Origin of the sequence: Streptomyces sp. NPDC023723 (assembly GCF_040639815.1) — a bacterium.
In the GTDB taxonomy this organism is placed as follows: domain Bacteria; phylum Actinomycetota; class Actinomycetes; order Streptomycetales; family Streptomycetaceae; genus Streptomyces.
On record NZ_JBFAAP010000006.1, the window covers coordinates 1 to 14,625 of the forward strand.

A 14,625-nucleotide genomic window follows, 5' to 3' on the forward strand; every position below is an offset into this window, starting at 1 on the left:
CGCGGCGCCCGGGTGCGCCCCGCGGCGCCGCCCCGCGGACCATCCGGCTGGGCAGCCCCCGCCCCCGGCTGCGGCTGGTCGGCTTCGCGCTGGCCCTGGTGCTGATCGCCTTCGTCGTACGCCTGCTCCAGGTGCAGGCCGTCGACGCCGGCACGTACACCGCCAAGGCCGAGCAGAACCGGTACGTCGTGCACACCCTGACCGCCGCGCGCGGCGGCATCACCGATCGCAACGGCGTGGCCCTGGCGACCACCGTGGACGCCTACGACATCACCGCCGACCCCACGATGTTCACGCGTGCGCAGCTGAAAATCGACGACGGCCCCGAGCAGGCCGCGGCGCTGCTCGCCCCGATCCTCGGCGAGGACCAGGACGAGCTGGCCCAGACCCTGCGCCCGGCCAACAAGCAGTCGCGCTACGTCCGGCTGGCCCGCGCCCGCACCCCGCAGGAGTGGAACCAGATCCAGGATCTGAAGTCCGCCCTGTCCAAGAAGGCGGAGACGGACGAGTCCACCGTCAACGTCCTGGCCGGCGTCTTCGCCGACCCCAGCAGCAAGCGGGTCTACCCCAACGGCGACCTCGCCGCCGGGGTGATCGGCTGGGTCAACTCCGAGGGCGAGGGCAGCGGCGGTCTCGAACGCCAGCTCGACAAGACGCTGGCCGGCCAGGACGGCGAGATCCGCTACGCCCAGTCCGGCGGCCACCAGGTCCCCACCGTCGGCACCAACGAGACCCCCGCGGTGCCCGGCAGCGACGTGGAGCTGACCATAGACCGCGACATCCAGTGGGCCGCGCAGGACGCCATCAGCGAGCAGGTCGAGGAGTCCGGGGCCGACGGCGGCTACGTCATCGTCCAGGACACCCGGACCGGCGAGATCCTGGCCATGGCCAACTCACCCGGCTTTGACCCCGGCGACCTGGCCCACGCCGACCCGGACGCGCTCGGCAACGGCGCCCTCCAGGACGCCTTCGAGCCCGGCTCCACCGCCAAGGTCATGTCGATGGCCGCCGTGCTGGAGGAAGAAGCCGCCACCGCCGGCACCCACGTCACCGTCCCCAACCGGCTGCACCGCGGCGACCGGCTGTTCAAGGACGACATCGATCACCCCACCTGGTACCTCACGCTCAACGGCGTACTCGCCAAGTCCAGCAACATCGGCACCATCCTGGCCACCGGCGAACTCGGCAAGACGCAGAAGGAGGCCAACCAGGTCCTCTACTCCTACCTGCGCAAGTTCGGCCTCGGCAGCTACAGCGGCCTCGGCTTCCCCGGCGAGACCAAGGGCATCCTCGCCGCCCCCGGCCAGTGGTCCACCTCGCAGCAGTACACGATCCCTTTCGGCCAGGGCGTCTCCATCAACGCGCTCCAGGCGGCCTCCGTCTACTCGACGATCGCCAACGGCGGGGTACGCGTCGAACCCACCCTGGTGCAGGGGACCAAGGACGCCGAGGGCGGCTACACGCCCGCCGCGAAGCCCAAGAAGACCCGCGTGATCAGCGAGAAGACCGCCAAGACCCTGTCGCAGATGCTGGAGTCGGTCGTCGACGACGAGGAGGGCACCGGCACCAAGGCCCGCATCCCCGGCTACCGGGTGGCAGGCAAGACCGGTACGGCCAACCGAGTGGATCCGGCCACCGGTCAGTACAAGGGCTACACCTCGTCCTTCGCCGGATTCGCACCCGCGGACGAACCCCGGGTCACCGTCTACTGCGCCATCCAGAACGCCACCAAGGGCAGCTACTTCGGCGGCCAGATCTGCGGCCCCGTCTACAAGCAGGTCATGGAGTTCGCCCTGAAGTCACTCCAGGTCCCGCCCACCGGGACCGACCCCGCGAACCTGCCGGTCACCTTCAAACCCTGACCCGTTTCCGACGCAAGTCCGAGCCACCAGGAACCACCCCGTGACAACGATCACCCCCGATCCCGGGAACCAGAACGGCCCCCGCCCCTCACTTCGCGGGCAAGCGGGTGCGCCCGGTACGCTCACCGCCGTGCCACAGCCTGATCAGTCCCAAACCACCCAGAAGGGCCACCCCGTGACCTACCCGGGACCGCCCCGGCCGGTGCGGGTCTCCGCCACCCCCCTCGCGGAGCTCGCCGGCCAGCTGGGTGCCACCGCCTCCCTGGGTGACGCCGCCGTCACGGGCATCACCCACGACTCGCGCGCCGTCCGCCCCGGAGACCTGTACGCCGCCCTGCCCGGCGCCCGCGCCCACGGCGCCGACTTCGTCACCCAGGCCGCCGGCCTCGGCGCCGCCGCCGTGCTGACCGACCCGTCCGGCGCCGAGCGCGCCGCCGCCACCGGACTGCCGGTGCTGGTGGCCGACGACCCGCGCGGGGAGATGGGCGAACTGGCGGCGACGATCTACGGCCACCCCGGCCGCGACCTGCTCCAGATCGGCATCACCGGCACCTCGGGCAAGACCACCACCGCCTACCTGGTGGAGGGCGGTCTGCGCACCGCGAAGTCCACCGGCCTGATCGGCACGGTGGAGATGCGCATCGGCGACGAGCGCATCAAGTCCGAGCGGACCACCCCCGAGGCCACCGACCTCCAGGCGCTGTTCGCGGTGATGCGCGAGCGCGGCACCGAGGCGGTCGCCATGGAGGTCTCCAGCCACGCCCTGGTGCTCGGCCGGGTCGACGGCTGCGTCTTCGACGTCGCCGTCTTCACCAACCTCAGCCCGGAGCACATGGAGTTCCACTCCGGCATGGAGGACTACTTCCAGGCCAAGGCGCAGCTGTTCACCCCGGCGCGCAGCCGGCTCGGCGTGGTCAACGCCGACGACGAGTACGGCCGCCGGCTGGCCCGCGAGGCCACCGTCCCGGTCGTCACCTACTCGGCCGAGGGGCACCCCGACGCCGACTGGCGGGCCGAGGACGTCGAGGTCGGTCCGCTGGACTCGGCGTTCACGGTCGTCGGACCCAAGGGGGAGCGGGTCACCGCCCGCTCGCCGCTGGCCGGCCCGTTCAACGTGGCCAACACCCTCGCCGCGATCGTCGCGCTGGCCGTCGCCGGACTCGACCCGCAGGCCGCGGCCGACGGGGTGGCCGCGGTGCCGGGCGTGCCGGGCCGCCTGGAGCGGGTGGACGCCGGGCAGCCGTACCTGGCCGTCGTCGACTACGCGCACAAGACCGACGCGGTCGAGTCGGTCCTCAAGGCGCTGCGCAAGGTCACCGAGGGCCGGCTGCACGTCGTCCTCGGCTGCGGCGGCGACCGGGACACCACCAAGCGGATGCCGATGGGCGCGGCCGTCGCCCGGCACGCCGACACCGCCGTACTGACCTCCGACAACCCCCGCTCCGAGGACCCCCTCGCGATCCTCGCCACCATGCTCCAGGGCGCCGCCTCGGTGCCCGCCCACGAGCGCGGCGAGGTGCAGGTCTTCGAGGACCGGGCCGCCGCCGTCGCCGCCGCCGTCGCCCGGGCCGAGCCCGGCGACACGGTGCTGGTCGCGGGCAAGGGCCACGAGCAGGGACAGGACATCGCCGGGGTGGTGCGTCCCTTCGACGACCGCCAGGTGCTGCGCGAAGCCATCCAGAAGCAGGCCGTCCAGAAGACCCAGGGATGAAATCCCGCATGATCCAGGGGATGAACTTGTGATCGCCCTCTCTCTCGCCGAGATCGCAGAAGTCGTCGGCGGGCAGATGCACGACATACCGGACCCGTCGGCCGAGGTCACCGGACCGGTCGTCCGGGACTCCCGCGAGGCGGGACCCGGCAGCCTGTTCGTCGCCTTCGTCGGCGAACGCGTGGACGGCCACGACTTCGGACCGGCGGTCGTCGAGGCGGGAGCGGTGGCCGTGCTCGGCTCCCGGCCCGTCGGCGTGCCCGCGATCGTCGTGGCCGACGTCACCGCCGCCCTCGGCGCCCTCGCCCGGCACGTCGTACGCCGCCTGGGAGCCACCCTGGTGGCGCTCACCGGCTCGGCCGGCAAGACCAGCACCAAGGACCTCATCGCGCAGGTGCTGCGGCGCAAGGCGCCGACGGTGTTCACACCGGGCTCGCACAACAACGAGATCGGGCTGCCGCTGACCGCGCTGACCGCCACCGAGGAGACCCGTTTCCTGGTCCTGGAGATGGGCGCCCGCGGCATCGGGCACATCCGTTACCTGACCGGACTCACCCCGCCGCGGATAGGAGTCGTCCTCAACGTCGGCTCCGCGCACATCGGCGAGTTCGGCGGCCGGGAACAGATCGCGCAGGCCAAGGGCGAACTCGTGGAGGCCCTTCCGGAAGACGGCACCGCCGTCCTCAACGCGGACGATCCCTACGTACGGGCCATGGCCTCCCGAACGAAGGCGAAGGTGATCCTTTTCGGAGAGTCCGGCGAAGCGGACGTACGTGCCGAGAACGTGCGACTCACGGACACCGGACAACCCGCGTTCAGGCTTCACACACCCTCCGGTGCAAGCGATGTGACCATGCGCCTGTACGGTGAGCACCACGTGTCGAACGCGCTCGCCGCGGCCGCCGTCGCCCACGAGTTGGGCATGTCCGCTGACGAGATCGCCACCGCGCTCTCCGAGGCGGGCTCCCTCTCCCGCTGGCGGATGGAGGTCACCGAGCGCCCGGACGGCGTGACGGTCGTCAACGACGCCTACAACGCGAACCCCGAGTCCATGAAGGCCGCGCTGCGTGCGTTGGTCGCCATGGGCGGAGCCTCACGGGCAAAGGGCGGAAGGACGTGGGCGGTGCTCGGCGAGATGGCCGAGCTCGGGGACGAGGCGCTCGCCGAGCACGACGCGGTCGGACGGCTCGCCGTCCGGCTCAACGTCAGCAAGCTCGTCGCGGTCGGGGGCAGGGAAGCCCAATGGCTGCAACTGGGCGCATACAACGAGGGTTCGTGGGGTGAGGAGTCGGTGCACGTGTCCGACGCACAGGCGGCGATCGACCTGTTGCGCAGCGAGCTGCGCCCGGGGGACGTCGTGCTCGTGAAGGCGTCCCGTTCGGTGGGTCTGGAGGCAGTCGCCGCGGCGCTGCTGGAGACCGGCACCGAGGGTGAGGTCGCTGCCCGATGATGAAGCAGATCCTGTTCGCGGGAGTCATCGGCCTGTTCCTCACGCTGGTCGGCACGCCGCTGCTGATCAAGCTCCTCGCCCGCAAGGGCTACGGCCAGTACATCCGGGACGACGGCCCGCGCGAGCACGCCAGCAAGCGCGGTACGCCGACCATGGGCGGCATCGCCTTCATCTTCGCGACGGTCGCCGCCTACTTCCTGGCCAAGGTGATCACCAGCTACCTGGACCCGAAGGCGGACGCGGCGCCGACCTTCTCCGGGCTGCTGGTGCTCGGCCTGATGGTCGGCATGGGCCTGGTCGGCTTCCTGGACGACTACATCAAGATCGTCAAGCGGCGGTCGCTGGGGCTGCGGGCCAAGGCGAAGATGGCCGGCCAGCTGATCGTCGGCATCGCCTTCGCGGTACTCGCGCTCCAGTTCGCGGACAGCCGCGGCAACACCCCGGCCTCCACCAAGCTGTCGTTCATCAGCGACTTCGGCTGGACCATCGGCCCGGTGCTGTTCGTGGTCTGGGCACTGTTCATGATCCTGGCGATGTCCAACGGCGTGAACCTCACCGACGGTCTGGACGGTCTGGCCACCGGCGCCTCCGTCCTGGTCTTCGGCGCCTACACGTTCATCGGCGTCTGGCAGTTCCAGGAGTCCTGCGCCAACGCCACCACGCTGACCAACCCGGGCGCCTGCTACGAAGTACGCGACCCGCTCGACCTGGCGGTGGTGGCCTCCGCGCTGATGGGCGCCTGCCTGGGCTTCCTGTGGTGGAACACCTCGCCGGCCAAGATCTTCATGGGCGACACCGGTTCGCTCGCGCTCGGCGGTGTGCTCGCGGGGCTCGCGATCTGCTCCCGCACCGAACTGCTGATGGCCATCCTCGGCGGCCTGTTCGTCCTGATCACCATGTCGGTGGTCATCCAGGTCGGCTCGTTCAAGATGACCGGCAAGCGGGTCTTCCGGATGGCACCGCTCCAGCACCACTTCGAACTCAAGGGCTGGTCCGAAGTACTTGTCGTGGTCCGCTTCTGGATCATCCAGGGCATCTGTGTGATGGTCGGACTGGGCCTCTTCTACGCGGGATGGGCAACGAAGTGACCCACTGGCAGGGACAGCACGTCACCGTCGCCGGACTCGGCGTCTCCGGAGTCCCCGCGGCCAAGGTGCTGCACGGCCTCGGCGCGCGCGTCACCGTCGTCAACGACGGCGCGGACGAGCGCGCGCGGGCGCAGGCGGCCGACCTGGAGGCGCTCGGCATCACCGTGCGCCTCGGTGACGGCGATTCCCTGCCCGAGTCCACCGACCTGATCGTCACCGCCCCCGGCTGGAAGCCGACCAAGCCGCTGTTCACGGCGGCCGCGGCAGCCGGCGTCCCGGTCTGGGGCGACGTCGAACTCGCCTGGCGGCTGCGCGGCCCGAACGCCGCCCCCTGGCTCGCCGTCACCGGCACCAACGGCAAGACCACCACCGTCCAGATGCTCGCCTCCATCCTGACGGCGGCGGGCCTGCGCACCGCCGCCGTCGGCAACATCGGCGTCTCGCTCCTGGACGCGGTCACCGGCGACGAGGAGTACGACGTCCTCGCGGTGGAGCTGTCCAGCTACCAGCTGCACTGGGCGCCCTCGCTGCGCGCCCACTCGGCCGCCGTGCTCAACCTCGCCCCCGACCACCTCGACTGGCACGGCTCGATGGAGGCGTACGCCGCCGACAAGGGCCGTGTTTACGCGGGCAACCAAGTCGCGTGTGTCTACAACGTGGACGCCACCGACAAGCCGTCCACCGAGGATTTGGTCCGGGAGGCCGACGTCGAGGAGGGCTGCCGGGCGGTCGGCTTCACCCTCGGCGCCCCGGCGCCTTCCCAACTCGGCGTCGTGGACGGCATCCTGGTCGACCGTGCCTTCGTCGAGAACCGGCAGCGGAACGCCCAGGAACTGGCCGAGGTCGCCGACGTCAACCCGCCGGCCCCGCACAACATCGCCAACGCGCTGGCCGCCGCCGCCCTCGCCCGCGCCTACGGGGTGCCCGCGGCGGCCGTCCGGGACGGGCTGCGCGCCTTCACCCCGGACGCGCACCGCATCGCGCACGTCGCCGACCTGGACGAGGTGGCGTACGTGGACGACTCCAAGGCCACCAACACCCATGCCGCCGAGGCGTCCTTGGCGGCGTACGAGTCGATCGTGTGGATCGCCGGCGGGCTTGCCAAGGGCGCCACCTTCGACGAACTGGTCACCGGCGCGGCGCGGCGGCTGCGCGGCGTCGTGCTGATCGGCGCCGACCGCGCGCTGATCCGGGAAGCTCTCGCGCGACACGCCCCCCAGGTGCCGGTCGTCGACCTCGACCGGACCGACACTGGGGCGATGCTCGCGGCCGTCCAGGAGGCACGGCGGCTGGCCCGGCCCGGCGACACGGTGCTGCTCGCCCCGGCCTGCGCCTCGATGGACATGTTCGTCAACTACAACAAGCGCGGTGACGCGTTCGCACAGGCCGTTCGCGAACTCGGCGCCTGACCCGGCCCGCCGCGCCGGGCGACCACGGGAGGGACACGTGGGACGGTTCAGGCCGACGTACAGCGGAGGCTGCGATGCCCGGTAGTCCCGGTAGCCGTACCGGCGGACGGCCGCCCGTGCAGCGGGCCGTCAAACGGCCCGCGCCGCGGCGGACGACGACCCCGGAGAACCCGCTGCGGCGTCTGTTCACCCGCCTCCAGCGGGCCTGGGACCGGCCGCTGACCGCCTATTACCTGATCGCCGGCGGCAGCGCGCTGATCACCGTGCTCGGCCTGGTGATGGTCTACTCGGCCTCCCAGATCACCGCGCTCCAGCTCTCGCTGCCGGGCTCGTACTTCTTCCGCAAACAGTTCCTGGCGGCGGTGATCGGCACCGTGCTGCTGCTCGCCGCCATGCGGATGCCGGTCAGGCTGCACCGCGCGCTGGCCTATCCGATCCTGGCCGGCGCGGTCTTCCTGATGGCGCTGGTGCAGGTGCCGGGGATAGGGATGTCGGTCAACGGCAACCAGAACTGGATCTCGGTGGGCGGCCCCTTCCAGCTCCAGCCCAGCGAGTTCGGAAAGCTCGCCCTGGTGCTGTGGGGCGCCGACCTGCTCGCCCGCAAACAGGACAAGCGGCTGCTGACCCAGTGGAAGCACCTGATGGTGCCCTTGGTGCCGGTCGCCTTCCTGCTGCTCGGGCTGATCATGCTCGGCGGCGACATGGGCACCGCGATCATCCTGACCGCCATCGTGTTCGGACTGCTGTGGCTGGCCGGGGCGCCCACCCGGATGTTCGCCGGGGTGCTGTCCGTCGCCGCGGTGCTCGGTGTGATCCTGATCAAGACCAACCCCAACCGGATGGCCCGGCTGGCCTGCATCGGCGCCACCGACCCGGGACCGGGCGACTCCTGCTGGCAGGCGGTGCACGGCATCTACGCGCTGGCCTCCGGCGGCCTGTTCGGTTCCGGACTGGGCGCCAGCGTGGAGAAATGGGGCCAACTCCCCGAAGCGCACACCGACTTCATCTTCGCCGTCACCGGTGAGGAACTGGGCCTGGCGGGGACGCTGTCCGTCCTCGCCCTCTTCGCGGCTCTAGGCTATGCGGGTATCCGCGTGGCCGGACGTACGGAGGACCCCTTCGTCAGGTATGCCGCGGGAGGCGTGACCACCTGGATCACGGCCCAGGCCGTGATCAACATCGGTGCGGTCCTCGGACTGCTGCCGATCGCCGGCGTTCCGCTCCCGCTGTTCTCCTACGGGGGTTCCGCCCTGCTGCCGACCATGTTCGCCATCGGGCTGCTGATCGCCTTCGCACGCGACGAGCCCGCTGCGCGGGCGGCGCTTGCGATGCGGCAACCTCGCTTTGGTAGAAAGCGGGGGACCGGGGGCACCGGGTCCAAGCGGCGGCCCCGGAGTTGGAACACGATGCGACGGCGTGCCTCGGCGGCGCGCTCGTCCGGAGAGCGGTGAATTTCGGTGCATGTCGTACTCGCCGGCGGAGGAACCGCGGGCCACATCGAGCCCGCGCTCGCCCTCGCGGACGCCCTGCGCAGGCAGGACCCGACCGTGGGCATCACGGCCCTGGGCACGGAGCGCGGCCTGGAGACCCGTCTCGTACCCGAGCGGGGGTACGAACTGGCGCTGATCCCGGCCGTACCGCTGCCGCGCAAGCCCACCCCCGAGCTGATCACCGTCCCGGGCCGGCTGCGCGGCACCATCAAGGCGACCGAGCAGATCCTGGAGCGCACCCGCGCGGACGCCGTGGTCGGCTTCGGCGGCTACGTCGCCCTGCCCGGCTACCTGGCCGCCAAGCGCCTCGGCGTGCCGATCGTCGTGCACGAGGCCAACGCCCGCCCCGGCCTGGCCAACAAGATCGGCTCCCGGTACGCCCGCCAGGTCGCCGTCTCCACCCCGGACAGCAAGCTGCGCAACTCCCGGTACATCGGCATCCCGCTGCGCCGCGCGGTGGCCACCCTGGACCGGGCCGCCGCCCGCCCCGAGGCCCGCGCCGCGTTCGGGCTCGACCCCAACCTGCCGACCCTGCTCGTCTCCGGCGGCTCGCAGGGCGCCCGGCGGCTCAACGAGGTGGTCCAGCAGGTCGCGCCCTGGCTCCAGCAGGCCGGCATCCAGATCCTGCACGCGGTCGGCCCGAAGAACGAACTGCCGCAAGTGCACCAGATGCCGGGGATGCCCCCGTACATCCCGGTAAGTTATGTGGACCGGATGGACCTCGCGTACGCCGCGGCCGACATGATGCTCTGCCGCGCGGGCGCGATGACCGTCGCCGAACTTTCCGCCGTCGGACTCCCGGCCGCCTACGTCCCGCTGCCCATCGGCAACGGCGAACAGCGGCTCAACGCCCAGCCGGTGGTCAAGGCCGGCGGCGGCCTGCTGGTCGACGACGCGGAACTCACCCCGGAGTGGGTCCAGCAGAACGTGCTGCCGGTGCTGGCCGACCCGCACCGGCTGTACGAGATGTCCCGCGCCGCCGCCGAGTTCGGCCGCCGGGACGCCGACGACCTGCTCGTCGGCATGGTGTACGAGGCGATCAGCGCCGCCCGCGCGCAGCGCTAGCCGATCCGACGGAGGGCAGGAAGCGTGGCCGGACCGACCACCGCCGAACGCGGCGAACGCCGGCGGGAGTCGTCCGGCCCGCCCCGCCCCCGGCGCTTCCGCCGCCCCACCGTTCGTACGATCGTCATCACGGCCGTCCTCCTGGTGGTCCTGGGCGGGGCGGTCGGCTGGCTGCTGTACGGCTCCGACTGGTTGCGGGTGAGAAGTGTCTCGGTCTCCGGGACGCGGGTCCTCACCCCCGCGCAGGTGCGCGAGGCCGCCGACGCCCCGGTCGGGGAGCCGCTCATTTCTGTCGACATCGAGGCGATCGAAGCAGGACTGAAGAAGAAATTGCCCCGAATTGACGCGATTGAGGTCACTCGTTCCTGGCCCGACGGAATCGACCTGAAAGTGACCGAACGCACTGCGATTCTCTTGGTGCAAAACGGCGACAAGTACGTGGAAGTGGACGACGCGGGCGTCCGTTTCGCCACGATTTCCCGGGCCCCCAAGGGCGTTCCGCTGCTGGAATTGGCGGTGTCCCACTCGGGTTCGTCGGCCGCGAGCCTGCGCCGTTTCGGCGAGGACCGGCTGGTCCGGGAGGCGGTCCGGGTGGCCGGCCGGGTGCCGGCCGCGGTCGCCCGCGACACCCGCCTGGTCAAGGTGCGTTCCTTCGACGACATCTCGCTGGAGTTGAGCGGGGCCCGGACCGTCGCCTGGGGAAGTGGCGAAAAGGGCGCTGACAAGGCACGCGCGCTCACCGCGCTGATGAAAGCCGCGCCCGATGCGCGGCACTTCGACGTAAGTGTTCCCACCGCACCGGCCTCATCAGGGAGTTGACGGACATCGGCGCAGGCCAGCACCCTGGTTGGGCAGCGCTACGGCTGATCACATAGGGTGAAAAGAAAAACGGGAGGTTCGGCGTGTTCGTTGAACGCGCGCCACTTGTCGACTTAGTGTCCTGTTCAGAAGACTCCAGGGAACAGACACACTGGTAACCCTAAACTTCAGCGTTAGGGTTCGGGTCGGCGCTACGGACCGTCCCATTCGGCATCAGTCGGCGGGTCACGGGGCAGCAGTGCTCCATCGACCCGACGACACGTAACTCGAGGCGAGAGGCCTTCGACGTGGCAGCACCGCAGAACTACCTCGCAGTCATCAAAGTCATCGGTGTCGGCGGCGGTGGTGTCAATGCCATCAACCGGATGATCGAGGTCGGTCTCAAGGGCGTCGAGTTCATCGCCATCAACACCGACGCGCAAGCCCTGTTGATGAGCGACGCCGACGTCAAGCTCGACGTCGGCCGGGAACTCACCCGCGGACTCGGCGCCGGAGCCAACCCGGCCGTCGGCCGCAAGGCCGCCGAGGACCACCGCGAGGAGATCGAGGAGGTCCTCAAGGGGGCCGACATGGTCTTCGTGACGGCCGGCGAGGGCGGCGGCACCGGCACCGGTGGCGCGCCCGTGGTGGCGAACATCGCCCGCTCGCTCGGCGCCCTCACCATCGGCGTGGTCACCCGCCCGTTCACCTTCGAGGGACGGCGCCGGGCCAACCAGGCCGAGGACGGCATCGCCGAACTGCGTGAAGAGGTCGACACCCTCATCGTCATCCCCAACGACCGGCTGCTGTCCATCTCGGACCGCCAGGTCTCGGTCCTCGACGCCTTCAAGTCGGCCGACCAGGTCCTGCTCTCCGGTGTGCAGGGCATCACCGACCTCATCACCACCCCCGGCCTGATCAACCTGGACTTCGCCGACGTGAAGTCGGTCATGTCCGAGGCCGGTTCGGCGCTGATGGGCATCGGCTCGGCCCGCGGCGACGACCGCGCGGTGGCCGCCGCCGAGATGGCGATCTCCTCGCCGCTCCTCGAGGCGTCCATCGACGGCGCCCGGGGTGTGCTGCTCTCCATCTCCGGCGGCTCCGACCTCGGCCTGTTCGAGATCAACGAGGCCGCCCAGCTGGTCAGTGAGGCCGCCCACCCCGAGGCCAACATCATCTTCGGCGCGGTCATCGACGACGCGCTCGGCGACGAGGTCCGGGTCACGGTCATCGCGGCCGGCTTCGACGGCGGCCAGCCGCCCGCCAAGCGGGACACCGTCCTCGGCTCGGCCGCGGCCAAGCGCGAGGAGCAGCCCGCCCCGCCGGCCCGGCAGGCGGAGAGCCGCCCGTCCTTCGGCTCGCTCGGCAGCGTCAAGCCGAAGGAGGAGCCGGCGCCCGCGCCGGAGCCGGTGAGCGACCTGCCGCCGGTCACCCCGCCGCCGGTCCCGCCGTCCCGGACCTACTCGGACAGCGCGGCCGAAGAGCTGGACGTGCCGGACTTCTTGAAGTGATAGGACAACGCTCGGCGACGAGCACAGTGAGCGGCGCGCACTTCGCCTTCACCGACCGGTGGGGCGGGGTGAGCGCCGTTCCGTACGAGGAGCTCAACCTCGGCGGCGCGGTCGGCGACGACCCCGACGCCGTACGGACCAACCGGGAACTCGCGGCCAAGTCCCTCGGACTGACCGCGGACCGGGTGGTCTGGATGAACCAGGTGCACGGCGCCGGCGTCCAGGTGGTCGACGCGCCCTGGGGCGACGGACCGGTGCCGGAGACCGACGCGCTGGTCACCGCCGCACGCGGGCTCGCCCTCGCCGTCCTCACCGCCGACTGCGTGCCGGTCCTGCTGGCCGACCCGGTCGCCGGGGTCGTGGCCGCCGCCCACGCGGGCCGGCCCGGCATGACCGCCGGGGTGGTCCCCGCCGCCGTACGCGCCATGACCGGACTCGGCGCCGACCCGGCCCGGATCACCGCCCGCACCGGGCCCGCGGTGTGCGGCCGGTGCTACGAGGTGCCGGAGGCGATGCGCGCCGAGGTGGCCGCCGTCGAGCCGGCGGCGCACGCCGTCACGAGCTGGGGCACACCGGCGGTCGACGTGGCCGCCGGAGTGCACGCGCAGCTCGAACGGCTCGGGGTGCGCGACCGGGCGCATTCGCCGGTGTGCACGCTGGAGTCGAAGGACCACTTCTCGTACCGCCGCGACCGCACCACCGGGCGGCTCGCGGGCTATGTCTGGCTGGACTGATGGGGCATGACGGAGCGTAAGGACGAACTCGCCGCGAACCTCGCGAAGGTGGAGGAGCGCATCGCCGCCGCGTGCGCCGCCGCCGGCCGGGCCCGCGAGGAAGTGACCCTGATCGTGGTCACCAAGACCTATCCGGCGAGCGATGTGCGCACCCTGGCGGAGCTGGGCGTGCGGCACGTCGCCGAGAACCGCGACCAGGACGCGGCGCCCAAGGCCGCCGAGTGCGCGGATCTGCCGCTCACCTGGCACTTCGTCGGTCAGTTGCAGACCAACAAGGTACGATCCGTGGTCGGTTACGCCGGTCTCGTGCAGTCCGTCGACCGCGCACGGCTCGTCACCGCCCTGTCCAAGGAGGCGGTCCGGGCCGGGCGCGAGCTCGGCTGTCTCGTCCAGGTCGCCCTCGACGCGGGGGCGAACGGACGGGGCGAGCGGGGCGGCGTGGCCCCCGGCGGAATCGAGGAGTTGGCCGACCTGGTCGCCGGGGCGGCGGGGCTGCGGCTCGACGGACTGATGACGGTGGCGCCGCTGACCGGGGAGTACGCCGGGCGCCAAGCGGCCGCGTTCGAGCGGCTCATGGATTTGTCGACGGACCTGCGCCGGGCCCATCCGGCTGCGAACATGGTGTCGGCAGGGATGAGTGCGGACCTCGAACAGGCGGTGGCCGCCGGAGCGACACATGTGCGCGTCGGCACCGCGGTACTCGGCGTCCGCCCCAGGCTCGGGTAACGTCGCCAAGAAGTCGGACCACAGCAGAAAATATGGTCATTACCGTCGAAAGGCGGACGTAACGACCTCGTGGATCGCGGGCATTTGCCAGTCGTCAGCCGATCCACCACAGAGCGGAGGACTCAGAGCATGGCCGGCGCGATGCGCAAGATGGCGGTCTACCTCGGCCTCGTGGAGGACGATGGGTACGACGGCCGGGGCTTCGACCCCGACGACGACTTCGAACCCGAACTCGACCCGGAGCCCGAACGGGATCATCGACGACATGAACCGGTACATCAGCCGCATGGTTCACATCGGTCACAAAGGGACGAAGAGGTACGAGTCGTACAACCGCCCGCGCCGCGCGAGCCGGTGGCCCGCGCCACTTCGCTAGGCGCGGAATCCGGGCGACCCGCCCGGATCGCGCCCGTGGCATCCATCACACAAGAACGCGCGAGCCTGGAAAAGAGCGCACCGGTCATCATGCCCAAGGTCGTGTCCGAACGAGAGCCCTACCGGATCACCACGCTTCACCCACGGACCTACAACGAGGCCCGTACCATCGGGGAACACTTCCGCGAGGGCACTCCGGTGATCATGAATCTGACCGAGATGGATGACACGGACGCGAAGCGACTTGTCGACTTTGCCGCTGGCCTGGTGTTTGGTCTTCACGGCAGTATCGAGCGGGTGACGCAGAAGGTGTTCCTGCTGTCTCCTGCTAACGTCGATGTCACGGCGGAGGACAAGGCCCGCATCGCAGAGGGCGGGTTCTTCAACCAGAGCTGAGACGTAGCAC

The 14,625-nt window shown here is 70.9% G+C and carries 12 protein-coding genes; all 12 read left to right on the top strand.

Translation table 11 applies throughout. The features are described 5' to 3' along the window. Nucleotides 1–1,862, top strand: a 1,862-nt coding sequence (locus AB0G32_RS09450) for a penicillin-binding protein 2 (RefSeq protein ID WP_361160559.1), incomplete at its 5' end; no start/stop codon positions are given. A gap of 175 nt (nt 1,863–2,037) precedes the next feature. Further along, on the top strand, nt 2,038–3,573 hold the full coding sequence (locus AB0G32_RS09455) for a UDP-N-acetylmuramoyl-L-alanyl-D-glutamate--2,6-diaminopimelate ligase (protein ID WP_361161132.1): 1,536 nt from the start codon (nt 2,038–2,040) through the stop codon (nt 3,571–3,573). Nucleotides 3,574–3,601: 28 nt separating this feature from the next. Then, nucleotides 3,602–5,023, top strand: coding sequence for a UDP-N-acetylmuramoyl-tripeptide--D-alanyl-D-alanine ligase (gene murF / locus AB0G32_RS09460; RefSeq protein ID WP_361160562.1), 1,422 nt, complete (start codon nt 3,602–3,604; stop codon nt 5,021–5,023). Further along, nucleotides 5,023–6,111: a phospho-N-acetylmuramoyl-pentapeptide-transferase gene (gene mraY, locus AB0G32_RS09465; RefSeq protein WP_361161135.1), complete on the top strand. Its 1,089-nt coding sequence runs from the start codon at nt 5,023–5,025 to the stop codon at nt 6,109–6,111. Before murF ends, mraY begins: the two co-directional genes overlap by 1 nt. Next, the gene (gene murD / locus AB0G32_RS09470; protein ID WP_361160569.1) at nt 6,096–7,520 is read left to right on the top strand and encodes a UDP-N-acetylmuramoyl-L-alanine--D-glutamate ligase; all 1,425 of its coding nucleotides are present in this window, start codon (nt 6,096–6,098) and stop codon (nt 7,518–7,520) included. The genes mraY and murD overlap by 16 nt, the downstream gene beginning before the upstream one ends. Before the next feature lie 74 nt (nt 7,521–7,594). Next, nucleotides 7,595–8,971, top strand: coding sequence for a putative lipid II flippase FtsW (gene ftsW / locus AB0G32_RS09475; RefSeq protein WP_361160572.1), 1,377 nt, complete (start codon nt 7,595–7,597; stop codon nt 8,969–8,971). Between the two features lie 6 nt (nt 8,972–8,977). Further along, entirely contained in the window at nt 8,978–10,075 is a 1,098-nt protein-coding gene (murG, locus tag AB0G32_RS09480; protein ID WP_361160575.1) for an undecaprenyldiphospho-muramoylpentapeptide beta-N-acetylglucosaminyltransferase, read from the top strand. Between the two features lie 24 nt (nt 10,076–10,099). Next, entirely contained in the window at nt 10,100–10,894 is a 795-nt protein-coding gene (locus AB0G32_RS09485) for an FtsQ-type POTRA domain-containing protein (RefSeq protein WP_361160578.1), read from the top strand. Between the two features lie 287 nt (nt 10,895–11,181). Then, entirely contained in the window at nt 11,182–12,384 is a 1,203-nt protein-coding gene (gene ftsZ, locus AB0G32_RS09490) for a cell division protein FtsZ (RefSeq protein WP_361160580.1), read from the top strand. Continuing rightward, nucleotides 12,381–13,118: a peptidoglycan editing factor PgeF gene (pgeF, locus tag AB0G32_RS09495; RefSeq protein WP_361160583.1), complete on the top strand. Its 738-nt coding sequence runs from the start codon at nt 12,381–12,383 to the stop codon at nt 13,116–13,118. Before ftsZ ends, pgeF begins: the two co-directional genes overlap by 4 nt. 6 nt (nt 13,119–13,124) lie before the next feature. After that, nucleotides 13,125–13,844: a YggS family pyridoxal phosphate-dependent enzyme gene (locus AB0G32_RS09500; RefSeq protein ID WP_361160586.1), complete on the top strand. Its 720-nt coding sequence runs from the start codon at nt 13,125–13,127 to the stop codon at nt 13,842–13,844. 129 nt (nt 13,845–13,973) lie between these two features. After that, nucleotides 13,974–14,615 carry a cell division protein SepF gene (gene sepF, locus AB0G32_RS09505; protein WP_361160589.1) on the top strand — a complete coding sequence of 214 codons (642 nt, stop codon included), beginning with the start codon at nt 13,974–13,976 and terminating at the stop codon, nt 14,613–14,615. Nucleotides 14,616–14,625 lie beyond the last annotated feature (10 nt).